The sequence below is a fragment of the Sphingobacteriales bacterium genome (assembly GCA_016700115.1).
GTDB lineage: Bacteria > Bacteroidota > Bacteroidia > Chitinophagales > UBA2359 > UBA2359.
In genome coordinates this window covers 244,196-261,744 of record CP064999.1, presented here as the reverse complement: position 1 = coordinate 261,744, position 17,549 = coordinate 244,196, and the positions used below count along the sequence as shown (strand labels likewise).

Sequence of the window (17,549 nt, the reverse complement as noted above, 5' to 3'; positions counted from 1 at the left end):
CATACATCATGATAGCAGAATTAATAGCAGCCTATACAGGCATTGGTTTAATGATAGGGTTATCGGGTTCAGGCAGTGCTATTGGTGTTTCTATTGCCGGTAAAACCACCATTGGTGCGCTTAAAAAGAAACCCGAGGCATTTGGTACTTATATGTTACTGAGTGCATTACCCGGTTCTCAGGGTTTATACGGGTTTGCCGGTTTTTTTATTTTAAACAGCAAACTCCAAACCCTTACTGCCATAACCCCCTTTCAGGGAGCGTCTGTGTTGGCGGCAGGTTTGGCGTTGGGGTTGGTAGGGTATTACTCTGCTGTTAAACAGGGTGAGGTAGTGGCGCAAGGTATAGAAGGTATCGCATCGGGCTACGATGTATTTGGCAAAACCATGGTGCTGGCTGTATTTCCCGAATTGTTCGCCATTATTGCGTTTGCGGCTACATTCCTCATCAGTGCAGGGTTGTAATGGTTTAATTTTATTGCAAAATGCCGGCATGGTTACTCTAACATTTCCGGTAAATGAGCGGGTAATCCTGGTTTTGCTTTAAAAAGTTTGACTAATTAACAAAAGTTATTACCTTTGCCAGTAAGCCTTCTGTCAGCTTTAAGATTCAAAGAAATACAATAATAATAAGAAGGACTCTGAAAAAGTTAATCCCGTCTGTATGAATGACCGGAAGTTATCATGGACAATCGCTTGTTTTGTGTTTGTTTACCTGTATTTGGGTAAAACAATGGTTGCTTCACCCGACGAAGTGCGGTTGTTGTTTGCCGGTGATGTGATGGGAAACAAACCCCAGATCAATGCGGCTTATGATTCTGCCACCGATAGTTATAACTACTATCCCTGTTTTCAATATATCAGGCCGGTGGTTGAATCGGCAGATATAGCTGTTGCCAATTTGGAAGTTACCCTGCCCGGAGGTCCGCCTTATACCGGTTTTCCGATGTTTAGAAGTCCTAACAGTCTTGCAGAAGCCTTAAAACAGGTGGGGTTTGATGTGTTGGTAACCGCAAACAACCATGCAAACGATTCCGGTTTGAACGGGGTTGTCAATACCATAGAGGTCATCCGGTCGTTGGATATGATGCAGACAGGCACTTACAAAGATGCAGAAGACCGTGCTGCCCGATGTCCGTTGTTGATGGAAAAAAACGGAATTTTAATGGCACTGCTCAACTATACCTTTCACACCAACGGAGTATCCACCAAACCACCCAGCATAGTGGATCGTATTGACCGGGCACAGATTGCTGCAGATATTGCCGCAGCACAAAACGCAGGTGCTGAATTTATTATTGGCTTTTTTCACTGGGGCGATGAATATAAAAACACAGAAAACGCTTATCAACGGGAGTGGGCTCAGAAGGCAGCAGATATGGGAATAGATCTGGTAATTGGAGCGCATCCTCATGCGGTTCAGCCGGTAAAGATGCTGACAGCCAAACGGGCAGATGGCAGTATTAGAGAAGTACCTGTTGCCTATTCATTGGGCAATCTGGTATCCAATGCCATCAGTACCAATACCAGTATGGGGTTAATGCTGGAAACTGTTATTGTACGCGATGAACAGACCTGCCGGATAGGGGTGTCTCAGTTAAATTATATCCCGGTTTGGCGCTATTTAGAATCAAAAACGGTCAATAAGCAATGGAAAAACACCTATTATGCCTTGCCGGCCGGTGCTTTTTACCGCGACACGCTCAACGTAATGCAAATGCCCCCTGCCGCTACCCTTCAACTTACCAACGCCATCGCCAATACTTATAACATTTTAGATGGAGGAATTGCCACAGAAAAAAGAATCAGTGCAGAACAAATTTTTGGAAACAACTGGGAAGATGCGGTATGTTATGCCCTTGAAAACCGGGCACAGAAAATCTCAAAGATTCCGGCAGCACGTCCATCAAAAACGGTCAATACTGCCTTGGCTATGGTCAGTCCTCCTCCTTCTGTGAGCAAAACACTTAAAAAAGACAAGCCGGAATCTGTAAAGGGAAATACGTATAAAATACAATTTCAGGCAGCCAGAACCAATAAACAGAACAATCATCCGTTTACACAAGTAAGTATAGAAAAAAACGATCAGGGCTGGTACAGATATCTGAGCGGCACATTTACGACCATAAAAGACGCACAAAAACACCTAACCGAGGTCAGGTTAAAAGGATATGAACAAGCATTTATAGCAGTTTATCAAAACGGAATACGCAAAAATTGATGTAGAAAGCCATTTTTTAGTAAAATAAATACATAAATAGTTGGCTTTATTGAATAATGCTTTATCTTGCATAAGATATCAAACCAATTATTGCAATGTTACATCGAACTTTTTTAACAATAGTATTTGCCATTCTGGCACTGATGCCCCTGCAATCGGCTCCTCCAAGAGTTTCGATAGGTGAAAAAGCCCCTGAAATAGATTTAAAAACGACGAACGACAAATCGCTTAAACTGTCGTCATTGCAGGGGAATCTGGTACTGGTCAGTTTTTGGTCCACCTGGTGTGTCGCCTGTAATGTGATTAAAAACCCCGAATATGTGCGACTATACAACAAATTCAAGGGCTATAGTTTTGACAAAGCTAATAAGTTTACCATTTATAGTGTTGCCTTCGACAGCGACAAGGCTAAATGGATGAACCGCATCAAAGAAAACAATCTGGACTGGAACAACCATGTCATTGATTTAGAATCCTATTATTCCAATTATTGGATGGTTTATGACATTAAAAGCATACCGGCCTCTTTTTTATTGGACGAAAAAGGAACAATTATTGGGATCAATCTCACTTACGAACAGATTGAGCGGGAATTGAACAAAAGGAATCCCAAAGCCAATCAACCAACCCCTGTACCGCCCAAAGAAGACCCTGTAGTGGTTGATGTTACACCACCTGTTAAACCTCCGGTAGAAACAAATCCGGTGCCACCTCCTGCCAGTAATGGTTCAGGGAATACCAATTCAGTGGCTACCAAAACAGTCTATAAAATTCAGATAGGCGCTACTCCAAGCCCAGATTTATCAAAATACAGTAACCTCAAAGATTTAGGTACTTTAGAAGCCCAAAAGGCAACCAACACGCTTCAAAGGATATTATTGGGAACATTTACCGAAGTTAAGGCGAATGATTTGTTAGCCGAAGTGCGCAAACGCGGATATAAAGATGCTTTTGTTCGCAAGGAGCAAGTTAGTGGAAATGCGGCATCAAACGACACCAATAATACGACAGCTACTACGACCCCTCCTGCCGGCACCGAAACCAAGCCACCTCCGGCAACCACAACTACTGGAACCGTAACATCTAACGTCCTTCGCAAGTTTTATAAAATTCAATTAGGTGTTTTCAGATTTTATGACCCCAAAAACTTTGCGGCCATTTCGGATATAGGAGCGATTGATACAGAAGCGGCAAACGGCGGGTTGACGCGTGTTTTGCTTGGAAAATATGAAAAGCAATCTGAAGCCGAAAAAGCACTGCAAAATGTTAAAACAAAAGGGTTTGGCGGATTTATAGTTACCCGCGAAGAGATGGAATCTTTAGTAACTTTTGCTAACACGCAATATGGAGATACTTTTAAACCCCTGTTGATGGAAGAGCCGGTAAGCGATATGGCCTTTATGCGCTCGTTCGATTTTTCACCGCTCAAAAAAACCATGCTCAACCGTCCGGCTCCTGACATTAAACTTCCGAAACCTGACAAAAGCACGCCAACTTTATCTTCGCTCAAAGGCAAGGTGGTATTGTTGTATCTATGGGCAACCTGGAGTGGACCGGCAAGAGAAAATCACGAAGACCTGAACAAAATCTATCAGCAATATAAATCCGAAAACTTCGACATTTACAGCGTTGCGTTTGACAAAAATACGGAGCGTTGGACCGATGCTATCGAAGCCGACAAACTGAGTTGGAACAATCAGGTCATTGATATTAAAGGAACAGATTCCGACCTGCTTGCCAAATATGAGGTAGAGTATCTGCCGGCCTTGTTTATATTAGACGAAAAAGGGGTGGTGATTGCCGAAAACCTAACCTACGAACAATTGGACTCTGAACTGAAAAGGCTCTTTGCGAAATAAGTATAACGCCGAGAGACGTACTTTGAATCCAATGATGATTGGTTTGTTTGATGTTATAGTTTTACTGAGAGTTCTTTTTTAATTGTCGGATGATAAGGAGTTTGGAAAACAAAACAAACTTAATTACATTTGTCGCAAAAATCTTTATCTTTTTATTCATCACAAAACCCAATTACTATGGCGTACAAAATTTCTGAAATTGAAGGCATCGGCCCTGTTCTTTCCGAAAAATTAGAAGCAGCAGGAGTAAAAACAGTAGAGCATTTGCTCGAACGAGGTGCGACCCCAAAAGGAAGAAAAGAACTGGAAGAGGCTACAGGTATCAGCCACACTAAAATTTTGACTTTTGTTAACCATGCCGATTTGTTCCGTATTAAAGGTATTTCAAGCCAATATTCCGAATTGTTGGAAGCCGCAGGTGTTGATACCGTGAAGGAACTTCGCAACCGCAATGCTGCCAATCTTCATGCTAAAATGATTGAGGTAAACAACGAAAAAAAATTAGTACGTCAGGTACCGGCATTAAGTCAGGTTGAAAGTTTTATCGAACAAGCTAAAGCATTACCACCGGTGGTAACCTATTAAAAGCAGTTCACTAAATCACAATAAAATCGCATAGAGTTGTTGGCATCCAATTTCTCTATGCGATTTTTTAATTTTAGCTCCTTTGTTAATCTTCCCTAAATGTTCGATATAACATGCGTATTGCGTTATATAGCCGCCAATTAAAAACCGAAGACCTTGCTTTTGTTCAATCAATGCTTTTAACTTTAGAAGCGCATCAGATTCAATACCTGTTGTACGAAGGACTGTTTAAAGATCTGGGAGGACAAGTAGTTTTTGCCTCCCAACCCGACACATTTTCGACCTACGAAACCCTTGCCGGAAAAGCTGACTATCTGTTCAGTATCGGTGGGGACGGAACCCTGTTGAATACCATCATGTTGGTCAAAGATTCAAAAATTCCGGTGTTGGGTATCAATTCCGGCAGGTTGGGTTTTCTGACCGATATCAACAAAGATGAATTTACCACCGATTTGCTGATGCTGTTAAAAAACAAACAGTATGAGTTAGACAACCGCTCGGTGATAAAACTCAAAACCAACGACCCTGAGCTGTTTGCCGATGCCCCTTACGCACTCAACGAATTTACCGTTCACAAGCTCGATTCGTCGGCCATGATTACGGTTCATACATTTGTTGATGGCCGTTTTTTAAATTCCTATTGGGCAGACGGGGTTATAGTAGCCACACCAACCGGATCCACTGCTTATTCGCTCAGTTGCGGAGGGCCGATTGTTTATCCCAATTCTCAAAACTTTGTAATTACTCCGGTTGCTCCGCACAACCTTAACGTTCGCCCGATCGTGATACCTGACCATAAAACCATTTCCTTTAAAATTGAGGGCAGAAGCGATACTTTTTTGTGCACATTGGACTCGCGAAGTGAATCCATTAATCACAATATCCACCTTGAGGTCAGTAAAGAGAAATTTGAAATTTCTTTGCTGCGTTTATCAGGGAACGATTTTTTTTCTACCCTTCGCAACAAGCTGATGTGGGGGGTTGATTCTAGAAATTAATTTTTTATAATTCAGATAGTTGTTTAATAATCTGCATATCCGGTATGACACCCCGCCGTTTTTTTCTTGAAATTGCTTATCACGGCAAAAATTATGTAGGCTGGCAAATCCAACCAAATGGTATGAGCGTGCAGGCGCAAATGATTCTTGCCTTGAATTTGTTGCTGCGCGATTCCGTTACCGTGTTGGGATGCGGAAGAACCGATACCGGAGTTCATGCCCGACAATTTTACCTTCATGTGGACACAGTTCAGCCTTTGCCCGAAGATTTGGTTGGGCGGCTTAACAGACTGCTGCCTGCCGATATTGCGGTAAAAAGACTGATTACAGAAGTGCCGCAGGATGCACATGCACGTTTTGATGCAACTTACCGCGCCTATGACTATCATATCCATTTCGACAAAAATCCTTTTTTGACTGAGTATAGTTTCTTTTTTCCTTGGAATCCTTTAAACCTCGAAGTGATGCAAAAGGCCGTTGACCTCTTGCCGCAATATACCGATTTCAGGATGTTTTGCAAAAGCGGGGCAGGCTCTAAAACCACTATTTGCAACGTATTTAAAGCTGAACTGGTAATTGATGAAGCAAACCGGACATTGCGGTTTCATATTGCTGCAAACCGTTTTCTGCGCGGAATGGTCAGACGCATAGTCGGTTGTTTGCTGTTTATGGGAAAAGAAAAAATTACTTTCGAAGAATTTGAAGAGGTCATGAATCAACGCAAAAAGCAGTTCCCCAAAATGAATATCTCTGTTCCTCCTCAAGGGCTGTTTTTGACCGAAGTGCGGTATCCTTATATTTAAGACATTTCGTTAAACATGTGTGTGGCGTAAGTTTTATACACGAAGTTTAGCGCTTTTCAAACCCTTCAAATATTCCTGATTTCGCATTTCTACGAATTACTTGTTGTTTAACCCCTAACTCTCATTTTATTTTACGGAATACATATTAAGTTTGGTTAGCATTTTTTTAGTTTGCTTTAGAATTGGTTCCTCCACCCAATTATCTCCTAAAAAGACTTTGCGATGCTCTTTGAGTTCTGTAACGAAATGGGCGACCGAATACTTTGACAATAACTCATGTTCTACGAGTAGTGCATAGATGATGTAGTACCATTGTAAGGCAATATGATTAACAAACATCCATCCATTGAGGGTATCTTCATTTTGCATAAAACTCACGTCGGCTTTGAGTACCGTTTTCACACCGTCAAACATGACCTCTATGGCGTTTCTGCTTTTGTATTTGGCATACAATTGTGGTGGTGATATGTCTTTAAGGTTGGAGAGTAGGGCAAAAGTGCCAAAGCGTGGTAGTCGGTCATTGAATTTTTCTCTTGTATAGCCATCTGTGTTGGCATCTATGCGTTGGAGATAGTCTTTTTGCTCCTGTGTTTTTAGGCGGTCGTCTTTGAACAGTCTTACCCTGAATCCATCTTTCTCATATTCGTTAGTCCAAATGATCCGGTCTTCATACTTGAAGTAATCGTTGGACGACCTCACTAAGTTTGGAATAGTCAATCAAGGTGTTGTCGCGTTTAAGTGGTAGGATGTAGTGCAGTCCATTTTGGTCTAATAAATCCATGTTGGCTTTGCTGAAAAACCCCTTGTCGGCTATAATGATCGCGTCTTTGAGCCCACTTTCAAGCAGGGTGTTCTTAAATCCGACCACTTCCCGACTGTTGCCACTAAGGATTTTGTAAAACAGTGGTTGGTGGCTTGAAGGAGAATAAATATACATCAGATTCACTTGCGCATCAAATACCATTTCGCTGTTGTAGCCTTGCTTGGTATAGTACATGGTGGTAGAACTGTTGAACATATTGGTCATATCAATCAGCAAATGTTCGCCTGCTTTGATGAAACTCTGCATATATGCCACACAGGTTGCCCTGTCCTGTCCAATCTCGGCGAGTGTCGTGCTTAACTTTTGGGGGTATATTTTTTCTTTCTCGCCCACACTTAACATGGATTTACTTATCAGCAACGGCATTCGGTTGATGGGGCTGTTGTGTACAAAACGGGCATAAGCCATGTAAATAATCAGTTTGTGGTGTTTGGGGAAAAACTCCTTAAGTTTTTGCTCAATTTCCTTTCCATAGACCTCTAAGAAGTTGGTAAACCCACATTCCTTAATGGCAATCTTGCTAAAGTCAATTCCTTTGGCAGCAATTGTTTCCACTTTGGCTGCTCGTGAGGCGACAAAGCCGTTATTTTCGGTGATTTTGCCTAACAAGACACCGGTTTTCTTGCGCCCTTTTTTACGCACAGGGTCATAAAAAGAACTTACTGCATATAGGTAGTAATGACCATTGATAAACCTAAGCTCTGTTCCGGGCTTGCGATGCGAGATGACCCAATCGGGATAGTTGTGTTTCATAAGTATTACGTATCTTACGTAATACAAAGAAACGACGAAAACCCCATAAAACAAAGAACTTTTAAGCCTATTCCGTAAAAATTTTAAGAGTTAGGGTTTAAACTTCATTTTTAAGTAAAATAATAGGGGAATTTAACACTTTTCAGGTCAATATATCGGTCAAAAAACCAAAACTGCTTATCTTTAAGGCTCCTAATCTGTAACTTCCACCATTTACCCATCAACATCAAATTTTTTTTACAATGAGAATTCATATTGCCAGGGCATTACTGCTTGCTTTGTCAGGATTACTTTTTCTGCAAACTGCAAAATCGCAGCCAAACCGGATTTTGTGGACCGACAAGCCGGAAAGTTCTATCACGGTAATGGGCGAACGATATATTATTCCCAGCATTTACCGCACACTTGAACTCGATTTGCCGGGTATGAGAGATTTATTAAGCCGTGCCCCGATGGAATTTACCCGTTTGGCAAATACCAATCCGGTCATCTTGCTGCTACCAATGCCGAATGGCACTTTTGAGCGATTTGCAGTGGTACTTTCGCCCATCATGGAAGATGGACTTGCAGCACAGATACCGGATGTAAAAACCTGGGCAGGGCAGGGCATTGATGATCCTACTGCGACAATTCGCCTCGATATTACTCCTTTTGGATTTCACGCACAGGTATTGTCTTCTGTCAACGGTAGGGTGTTTATTGACCCTTTCAGCCGGAATGATGTTTCACACTACATTTCTTACTATACAAAAAATTATGTCAAACCCGAAAGTGAAAACTGGGTTTGCTTAGTTCCCGACAATGTACATAAAGAAAGAGGTCACGAAGTAGTACCCGATATTGACCTGCCAATTGGAGATTACCGCGAATCAGACGGACAACTTCGCACTTATCGAACTGCTGTTTCCGCTACCGGAGAATATACACAATTTCACGGCGGAACTGTTGCCCTTGGTTTGGCGGCAATCACTACTTCTATGAACCGCGTTAACGGCGTTTATGAACGAGATGTGGCTGTACGCATGACCTTAATTGCCAACAACAACCTGATTGTTTATACCAACGGCTCGACCGACCCTTATTCAAACAACAATGCCGGTCAATTATTAAGTCAAAGTCAGTCAAATATAGATGCAGTCATTGGAAATGCAAATTATGATGTGGGTCATACTGTCAGCACCGGTGCAGGAGGGGTGGCTCAATTGGGTGTTCCCTGTGTTACCGGAAGTAAAGCAAGAGGAGTAACAGGAACATCAACACCTGTTGGTGACCCATTCGATATTGACTACCTTGCTCATGAAATGGGACACCAGTTTGGTGCAAATCACACATTTAACGGAAACGCCGGTTCATGCAGCGGCAACCGCTCGGCAAACAGCGCTTATGAACCCGGTAGCGGAAGTACTATTATGGGGTATGCCGGTATCTGTGGAAGTCAGGATTTGCAAAACAACAGCGATGATTATTTTCATGCCCGAAGCCTTCAGGAAATTATTGCTTATGTAACAACCGGCAATGGAAACAACTGCCCGGCCAAAACCAATACTGGTAATCTGAACCCCACAGCCAATGCCGGAGCAAGTTATAATATTCCCCTGAATACCCCTTTTGCCCTGACAGGCTCAGGAAGCGACCCCAACGGTGATGCCATTACCTATTGCTGGGAACAGTATAATCTTGGCGCAGCGGGTGCTCCGGCTTCCCCTTCCGGAGATGCACCGATTTTCCGTTCTTTCGATCCTACCACAAACCCTACCCGGGTATTTCCAAAATGGTCAAATATTGTCAACAACAATTCAACCATCGGAGAAATATTGCCTACTTATGCCCGAACACTTAATTTCAGACTGACAGTCAGGGATAACCGCGCCGGAGGAGGCAGAATTGCTACTGCCAATACCACCGTTGCAGCCATAGCATCTACAGGACCATTTCAGGTAACAGCACCCAATACGGCAGGAATAACCTGGACAGCAGGCAGCACAGCCTCCGTAACCTGGAATGTTGCCGGAACTACCGGCTCTCCCATCAGTTGTGCCAATGTGGATATTTTGCTATCGGTTGACGGGGGGTACACCTATCCCTATACTTTGGCAACCGCTGTGCCCAATAATGGTTCTGCTACAGTTAATGTACCGATTATTACCTCAACAACTACGGCAAGAGTACAGGTAAAAGGTTCGGGAAATATCTTTTTCGATATTTCAAATGCCAATTTCAGCGTAACGCAACCGGCTGTCCCTACATTTACCATGGCTGTTAATCCCTCCATTCAGTCGGTTTGTGCTCCGGCACTGGCCACTTATACTATCAATTTAACGGCTTTTTCAGGATTTAGCAACCCTGTTTCTTTTAGTGTCGCCGGTGTGCCCATAGGAGGTTTGGCTACTTTTTCGCCACCCACAGTTATTCCCACGGGCAGTAATACCCTGACCATTGCAAATACAGGATCTGTTCAGCAAGGAGTATATAATGTTACCATTACAGCAACAGGTGCTTCAATTACCCAAACCGCAAGCGTCGTTTTTGCCGTATCTTCGGGCACTCCGGAAGCTGCGATACCTGTTTCTCCTGTTTTTGGAGGAACCAGTGTTTCCACTACCCCCGTTTTAGCATGGCTGCCCATTGCAAATGCCAGTACCTATACGCTCGAAATTGCCAATAATATTGGTTTTGCCCCAGTCTTATCCTCTCAAACAAACCTGACGACCAATACCTATTCTGTTCCGGCAGGGTTATTGTCCACTTCCACTACTTACTATTGGCGGGTGCGGGGTGAAAATGGTTGTGCTAACGGTGCTTTTTCGCCAATCTATAATTTTACAACCATTACCTCATCCTGCACAACCTATAACAGTACAGATGTGCCGAAATCCATTTCGAGTACCAGTACACCGACTGTTACATCTAACCTTACCATAGCAGGTGCCGGGATCATCAGTGACTTAAACGTGAAAACATTGACCGGTACTCATACTTATATCAACGATTTAGTTTTCAACCTTCGCAGCCCGGCCAACACCACAGTTTTACTGTTTAGCCAGATTTGCGGAAGTCAGAACAATTTTAACCTGAACTTAGACGATGAGGCCGCATCATCCAATTACCCCTGCCCGCCAACGGGAGGAGGAACCTATCAGCCTCAGGGAAGTTTGGCTGATTTTGACGGACAAAGTGCAAATGGAACCTGGGTACTCACCATAAATGATGTTTATCCCGAAGACGGCGGCTCGCTTGCAACCTGGGGAGTTGAGGTATGTTCAGCAGCAACACCGCCTACTGCTTATCAGGTTGTGCAGTTAAAGGCGTTTTTGGAAGGGCCTTATAATACTACAACCGGAGTCATGAGTACCGATTTGCGGTCAACCGGAACCAACCTGCTCCCTTTAAATCAACCCTACAACAAAGTGCCGTGGAACTATACCGGAACCGAATCGGTAGCTTCACCTACCTTAATCCCTGCAAACGTGGTGGACTGGGTGATTGTGGAAGCCCGGAGTGCTGCAAATCCCAGCACTTTGATCGCCCGTCGGGCCGGATTTTTACTCAGCAACGGGTATGTGGTTGACATTGATGGCACTGTCAATGGGGTTAAATTCACCACCTTGGCCAATGGAACAGCCTATTATTTTGTGTTGAGACATCGCAATCATGCCGATATTATGAGTGTCTTACCGGTTACTCTCTATAACCATCAGGTTTCTTATGATTTTACGACCAAAGTTGCTACCACCTATGGCAACAATCAACAAAAACTGATGAGCAACAATGTGGCCGCTTGTTTTGCCGGTGATTTTGACGGAAATGGCATCATCAATTATGCCGATTTTAATGTTTTCTTCTCGCAAAATCCCTCTACAAATCAATACAGAGATTCCGACGGCAATTTAGACAGACATGTCAATACTGCTGATTTCAATCTTTACCAGTTAAATTCAAGCCATATAGGAATCAACCAAATCAGATATTAGCCTTCAGCGTTGATTTAAAATCTGAAATAGGCTGTCCGAATTGTCGGGCAGCCTATTTTTGTTTAAATGTACGTTTATTAAAAACCTTATAGCTTTGATACTATTTCTCTTTGAGCTTTTTTTCAAATTATGTTTGACATCGCAAAAGCCGAAGTAAACAGACTATATTGTGTCTTATCATCCCTTTTTTTCTTTGAAAATTTAATTCCAATATCAAAGGTAGTCATGCTTCAGGTTCGCCGGGAGATGTGAGGAAGTTGCCTTATACCGGTTCAGGTGTTCAGGTTATGGAAGTTCTTTTTCAAGTTTTACAATTTTGTAAATTTAAAAGGACAGATGAACTGCAAACTAAACATCACATAAATTCACGCCAATCAAAATCCTGCTGATAATTTCAAACAATATCAGTCGGGCAAACAACAAAAGAAAAGTCAGTGTTGTAATTGGTATGACAATGTTAAATATTTGAAAAACGAAGTGAAAAAATTTTTTTTATTGCCAGCAAAAGCAATTTTTATGAATAGATTCCTACATTTGCAAAGTAAATTATTATCTTTATTCCATAGAAAACTTTCAGGAAGGCTAATAATAGGATTAAAACTTGTAAAAAAACCAAATAAACCCGAACTACAGACTTTCAAGAGAGATAGATTTATATAATCATCCTGAATGTTAAAATCAAAAGGAAACCACCAATTACCCACATTAAAATTAAAAAATGCGCAGCTCTTTAATTTTACTTCTTATCCTGACCTTTACTGTTTTTAGTTTTAACGCCTGTAATAAGAAAGCGGCGGACAAGAGCCAAACTTCAACTCAACAAAAAAGTGGAGAGGAAAGGCGAGCTACAATGGCTGAAGACAGCAAACAAGTTGACCCTAAGTCAAATTTACCCGGTTATACACCGACAGGAAATCCTGAGGTAGATGAACAAAACTATTCACAGGCAAAAGAAAATTTGTATAACAACGATCCCGAAGGATACCGGGCATGGGTAGAAAGCATGAATGCCGGAAATCCGGCAGCTAATCAAACGGTTCCTGCAACTCAAAGCACGGCACAACCTGCCACACCTCAAACCTCTCAAATACAAGAAATCCCTTACTCGGAGTATATCCAAATGCCTCAGGCAAAACGCGACCATATTGACGCACACCCCGAACTTTATAAGGTGGTGAAATAGAGGCTCTAATCTTAAATAAAATTATCAAACAAATATTGCTTTATCACTAAAAATTTCCAAAATATGTTAAAATTTTATCCAACCTTAAAGTGCGTTTCTGCACTTGTATTGATTGTCTTATTAAGCTGTTTTGGCTTTATTCAACAAGAAGCAAATGCTACAACCTGTGCAGCAGCATCTACTGTGGTCTTACCGGTTACAAATCAGACTTTGGTGTGCGGGGCAGCAAATGATGTAATCGCTGCAAATGGCATTCAATGTGCCGGAGCAGTAGTAAGTGGAACCGGTTCAACTTCTTACCTCGGAGGAACTGAAGCTATGTACAAATTTACACCAACTTCAACTGGAACCATTACCATTTCCTTGAATACCACACAAACTTGGTGTTCTATTTGGCTGTTCAATGGATGTCCGGGTGCCGGTGGCATTTGTGCAGTTGCTGTAACAACAAATACCGGCGTAGGAAATATATCTTCAACAGTAGGCGTAACTGCCGGAACAGAATATTATGTCGTCTTTGATTCATGGCCTTCACCGCCCTCTCCGTGTGCTGCCGGTGCAGTATTTTCTATAACTGCTCCGCCTCCAAGCGGTTGTTTAACGGCTGCTTACGGGCTTTACCCCTCCACTACTTTTACCCCTACTTGTGGCAGCGGCGCACAAACCATCACAACCTGCGGTTTCGCCAGTGAATATTCAAATGTGAATGTTGTCAGCGGTAACTCTTATACTTTTTCCAGTTCGGTAGCAACCGATTTTATTACCATCAGCGATGCTGCAGGAACTGTTTCGTATGTTGCCGGCACTTCCCCGGTCAACTGGGTTGCCACCTATACCGGAGTTGCCCGCTTTTATACACACGTCAGTAGTGCTTGTGATGCTGCGGGGGTTTGCCGGGTTAAAAGTGTGGCTTGTACTACAGCCATTCCCGGTTGTTTAACGGCAGTAAACGGGCTATTTCCCTCCGCTACTTTTACCCCAACTTGTGGCAGTGGAGCTCAAGCCATAACAACCTGTGGATATGGAAGTGAATATTCTAATGTCAATGTGATTAGTGGCAATATTTACACATTTTCCAGTTCAGTAGTAACAGATTATATTACCATAGGCGATGCTGCCGGAACAACGGTTCTAGCTGCCGGTACTACTCCGGTAACCTGGACTGCCAATACTACCGGAGTCATCCGGTTCTATACACATACCAACAGCGCTTGTGGTGCTGAATCAGTTTGCCGGACTAAAAGTGTGGCCTGTAGTGTACCCATACCCGGTTGTTTAAACAACACCTATTCAAGCCCATACCCAAGTACTACTTTTACTCCTACCTGCGGCAGCGGTACTCAAACCATTACCACTTGTGCTTATGCGAGCGAGTATTCCAATGTCAATGTTGTTAGTGGTAATAACTACACGTTCAGCAGTTCGGTAGGCACCTACTTTATTACCATCAGCGATGCAGGAGGAACTACCGTTTTGGCAAGTGGCGTTACACCTGTAACCTGGGCAGCCAATATAACCGGAGTTGTTCGCTTTTATACACATACTGCAGGCCCACCAACCTGCGGCGCAATGACAGGTTGTACCGTCCGTGCAGTAGCTTGCACAGCACCGGCTCCTTGTTTTACGAATTTTTATACCAGTCCTTACCCGTCAATTACCTTTACCCCGACCTGTACAGGAACCGCTCAATCCATCACTACCTGTGGTTATGCCAGCGAATATTCAAATGTGAATGTGGTCAATGGCAACAATTACACATTTAGCAGTTCTGTAGCAACCGACTTTATCACCATCAGCGATGCAGCTGGCACAATCAGTTATGCTATCGGATTTGGTTCAGCAACCTGGTCAGCTACATTCACAGGTGTCGTCCGCTTTTATACCCATTTGAATACCGCATGTGGCGATCAGGCTACTTGCCGGATTAGAAGTGTGGCATGTACCGCACCCACCTTTGATGTTTGTGCAGGTGCTTTGCCCATATCTTGTGGAGGCACTTATACAGGAAGCACGGTTGGCCAAACAACAGACCCTTCCGCCGGAACCTGTACAACGACTTTAACAACCGCACCGGGTGTTTGGTATAATCTTACAGGCGCGAGTGGTTTAGTAACACTAAGTTTGTGCGGTAGCGGTTATGATACAAAAATAGGCGTTTTTTCAGGTACTTGTGGTGCTTTGGTTTGTGTAGCCGGCAATGATGATTTCTGTGGATTACAGTCACAGCTCACCTTTACTGCCACACTTGGCACTACATACTATGTATTAGTTACAGGATTCTCTACCAATACAGGTGCATTTACCCTGAATGTTACCTGCCTTCCGCCCCCTGCAAATGACAATGTATGTTCAGCAATACCTTTGGTTTTGGGTGCAAACCCGCCTTATTATAATACCGGTGCAACTACAGAAGCCGGCGAACCTGTGCCTCCGGCTACAGGATGTAGCACACAAACGGGTTGGTGCAATAGTACCATCAGCCACTCTGTTTGGTTTACACTTGTCGGTCCTGCAACGGGTAAAGTAACCATTTCTTCTACCGGTTTTGACAACCAATTAGCATTGTATTCAGCAGCATCCTGCTCAGATGTGTTATCAGGAGGTGCAACTTTGCTTGCAGCCAACGACGACTTTAATCCCGGTTTTGCCTCCTCAATCAATAATGTTTGTGTAACTCCCGGTACAACATATTACGTTCAGATGGACGGGTATAACACTACGACCGGAACTTCAACAATTACGGTGATTGCAGAAGCAAACAATCCTCCTGTTCTTACCGCCTGCCCGGCAAATATAACCACCTGTGCAAATACTGCCACATGGATAGCCCCGACAGCTACAGACGATTGCAGTACACCAACTGTAACAGGTTCTCATACTTCGGGTGGGTTCTTCCCCAACGGCTTCACTACGGTTACTTATACAGCTACCGATAATATCGGCGCAACTTCTACTTGCTCCTTTACGGTTCATGTTGCTAAAATTACGGTTACCTTTAACACCACCAACGTGAGTTGTTTTGGAGGTAGCAATGGTTCTGCAACAGTTATTCCTGTTGGCGGCACAGGTCATACCTACAGTTGGAGTACCGGTGCTACAGGTGCAACTGCTTCCGGTTTATCGGCAGGTAGCTATTTCGTTACGGTTACGAATGCTCAGGGATGTTCTTTGGTCAGTTTGGTCAATATTACCCAACCGCCGGCATTAAATTGCAACGCTACTTCTACCAATGTAAACTGCAACGGCGATGCGACAGGCACCGCAAGCGCTACCGCTTCAGGCGGAGTAGGACCTTATAGCTATAGCTGGAGCAATGGTGCAACAAGTGCCAACATCTCCGGTTTGGTTGCCGGTACTTATACGGTAACTGTTACTGATGTCAACGGATGTATTTGTACAAAAACCGTAACCATTACCGAGCCTCCGGCCTTACAAATCGTTTCTGCTGAAGTCATCGTTGACGGATCGGGCGGAACTTTTTATAGCGTTTATCAAATAGTTGTAGCCGGCGGAACCCTGCCTTATGATGTAAGCTTTAGTGTTACCGGTGGATTTGCCAGCTACACCATTGTTTATAGTTTGGTTGATACCGACAACAACGGCTCGGCAGATTCTCCGGGAGCTACTATTGATGTTACCTATCAGGCATCTGCCATTTGGACACTTACTTTAGACGACGCATTCGGCTGTGGTGAAACTCAGGTGTTTACCAATGCTGCCGGTTCGCCTATCTTGAGCATTGCCAATGCACTTATTACTGCCGATAATGGCACTGCCACCGGTGCAATTGCCTTGACTGTGGCAGGCGGTACTCCCGTTTGCCCAGGCTACAGTTATGCATGGTCAGGTCCTTCCAACTGGGTGGGTACTCCTCCAAATAGTGCCACTATCACCGGATTGCCTTCAGGCTGGTATATTGTAGTAGTTACTGACTGTAGCGGTGAAGAAACCTTTGGCTGGTTCTGGGTTCCGAAAGAAAATCGTGGACGCGGAAAATTGGCAGAAGGTCAATCTCTGACTGCCTATCCCAACCCTGTAAACCAACTTACCACCATTGAGTTCATGATGAATGAAACTGCCAAAGCATCAGTAATGGTTCACAGCATTGACGGCAAACAAATCGCACAATTGTATGATGGAGTTGCTGAAGCCGGAGAACTTTATACCGTTCCTTTTGATGCATCTCATTTGCCCAATGGACTTTATATGGTTACCTTAACCGGAGAAAACGGATTTGCACAACAGTTTAAATTGTCAGTGCTTCACTAATTGTTTTCTTCATATTGGTTTTATAAGCTTTAGGTTGTAAAACCGGTATCCAAAAACGGCAATTATTCTCAACAGGAATGATTGC

At 43.3% G+C, this 17,549-nt stretch carries 11 protein-coding genes; 9 read left to right on the top strand and 2 right to left on the bottom strand.

The features are described 5' to 3' along the window. Positions 1-8: 8 nt before the first annotated feature. The 6 genes from IPM47_01025 to truA all read left to right on the top strand — a co-directional run bounded on the left by IPM47_01025 (position 9) and on the right by truA (position 6,465). Positions 9-464: a V-type ATP synthase subunit K gene (locus IPM47_01025; protein ID QQS29563.1), complete on the top strand. Its 456-nt coding sequence runs from the start codon at positions 9-11 to the stop codon at positions 462-464. A gap of 199 nt (positions 465-663) precedes the next feature. After that, the gene (locus IPM47_01020; GenBank protein ID QQS29562.1) at positions 664-2,220 is read left to right on the top strand and encodes a CapA family protein; all 1,557 of its coding nucleotides are present in this window, start codon (positions 664-666) and stop codon (positions 2,218-2,220) included. 95 nt (positions 2,221-2,315) lie between these two features. Beyond that, complete coding sequence (locus tag IPM47_01015; GenBank protein QQS29561.1) at positions 2,316-4,079, top strand: redoxin domain-containing protein; 1,764 nt, start codon at positions 2,316-2,318, stop codon at positions 4,077-4,079. A gap of 177 nt (positions 4,080-4,256) precedes the next feature. Next, entirely contained in the window at positions 4,257-4,664 is a 408-nt protein-coding gene (locus IPM47_01010; protein QQS29560.1) for a DUF4332 domain-containing protein, read from the top strand. 113 nt (positions 4,665-4,777) lie between these two features. Continuing rightward, positions 4,778-5,662, top strand: a complete 885-nt coding sequence (locus tag IPM47_01005) for an NAD kinase (GenBank protein QQS29559.1) — start codon at positions 4,778-4,780, stop codon at positions 5,660-5,662. A 44-nt stretch (positions 5,663-5,706) separates the two neighbouring features. Further along, positions 5,707-6,465: a tRNA pseudouridine(38-40) synthase TruA gene (gene truA, locus IPM47_01000; GenBank protein ID QQS29558.1), complete on the top strand. Its 759-nt coding sequence runs from the start codon at positions 5,707-5,709 to the stop codon at positions 6,463-6,465. A 126-nt stretch (positions 6,466-6,591) separates the two neighbouring features. On the opposite strand, the gene IPM47_00995 is transcribed toward truA, so the two are convergent. Further along, entirely contained in the window at positions 6,592-7,164 is a 573-nt protein-coding gene (locus IPM47_00995; GenBank protein QQS29557.1) for a hypothetical protein, read from the bottom strand. After that, the gene (locus IPM47_00990) at positions 7,133-8,041 is read right to left on the bottom strand and encodes a transposase (protein QQS29556.1); all 909 of its coding nucleotides are present in this window, start codon (positions 8,039-8,041) and stop codon (positions 7,133-7,135) included. Before IPM47_00990 ends, IPM47_00995 begins: the two co-directional genes overlap by 32 nt. A 242-nt stretch (positions 8,042-8,283) precedes the next feature. On the opposite strand from IPM47_00990, the gene IPM47_00985 reads away from it, so the two are divergent. From IPM47_00985 to IPM47_00975, 3 genes are all read left to right on the top strand, one after another. Then, entirely contained in the window at positions 8,284-12,012 is a 3,729-nt protein-coding gene (locus tag IPM47_00985; GenBank protein QQS29555.1) for a proprotein convertase P-domain-containing protein, read from the top strand. 718 nt (positions 12,013-12,730) lie between these two features. After that, on the top strand, positions 12,731-13,195 hold the full coding sequence (locus IPM47_00980; protein QQS29554.1) for a hypothetical protein: 465 nt from the start codon (positions 12,731-12,733) through the stop codon (positions 13,193-13,195). A gap of 63 nt (positions 13,196-13,258) precedes the next feature. Then, positions 13,259-17,464 carry a T9SS type A sorting domain-containing protein gene (locus IPM47_00975; protein QQS29553.1) on the top strand — a complete coding sequence of 1,402 codons (4,206 nt, stop codon included), beginning with the start codon at positions 13,259-13,261 and terminating at the stop codon, positions 17,462-17,464. Positions 17,465-17,549 lie beyond the last annotated feature (85 nt).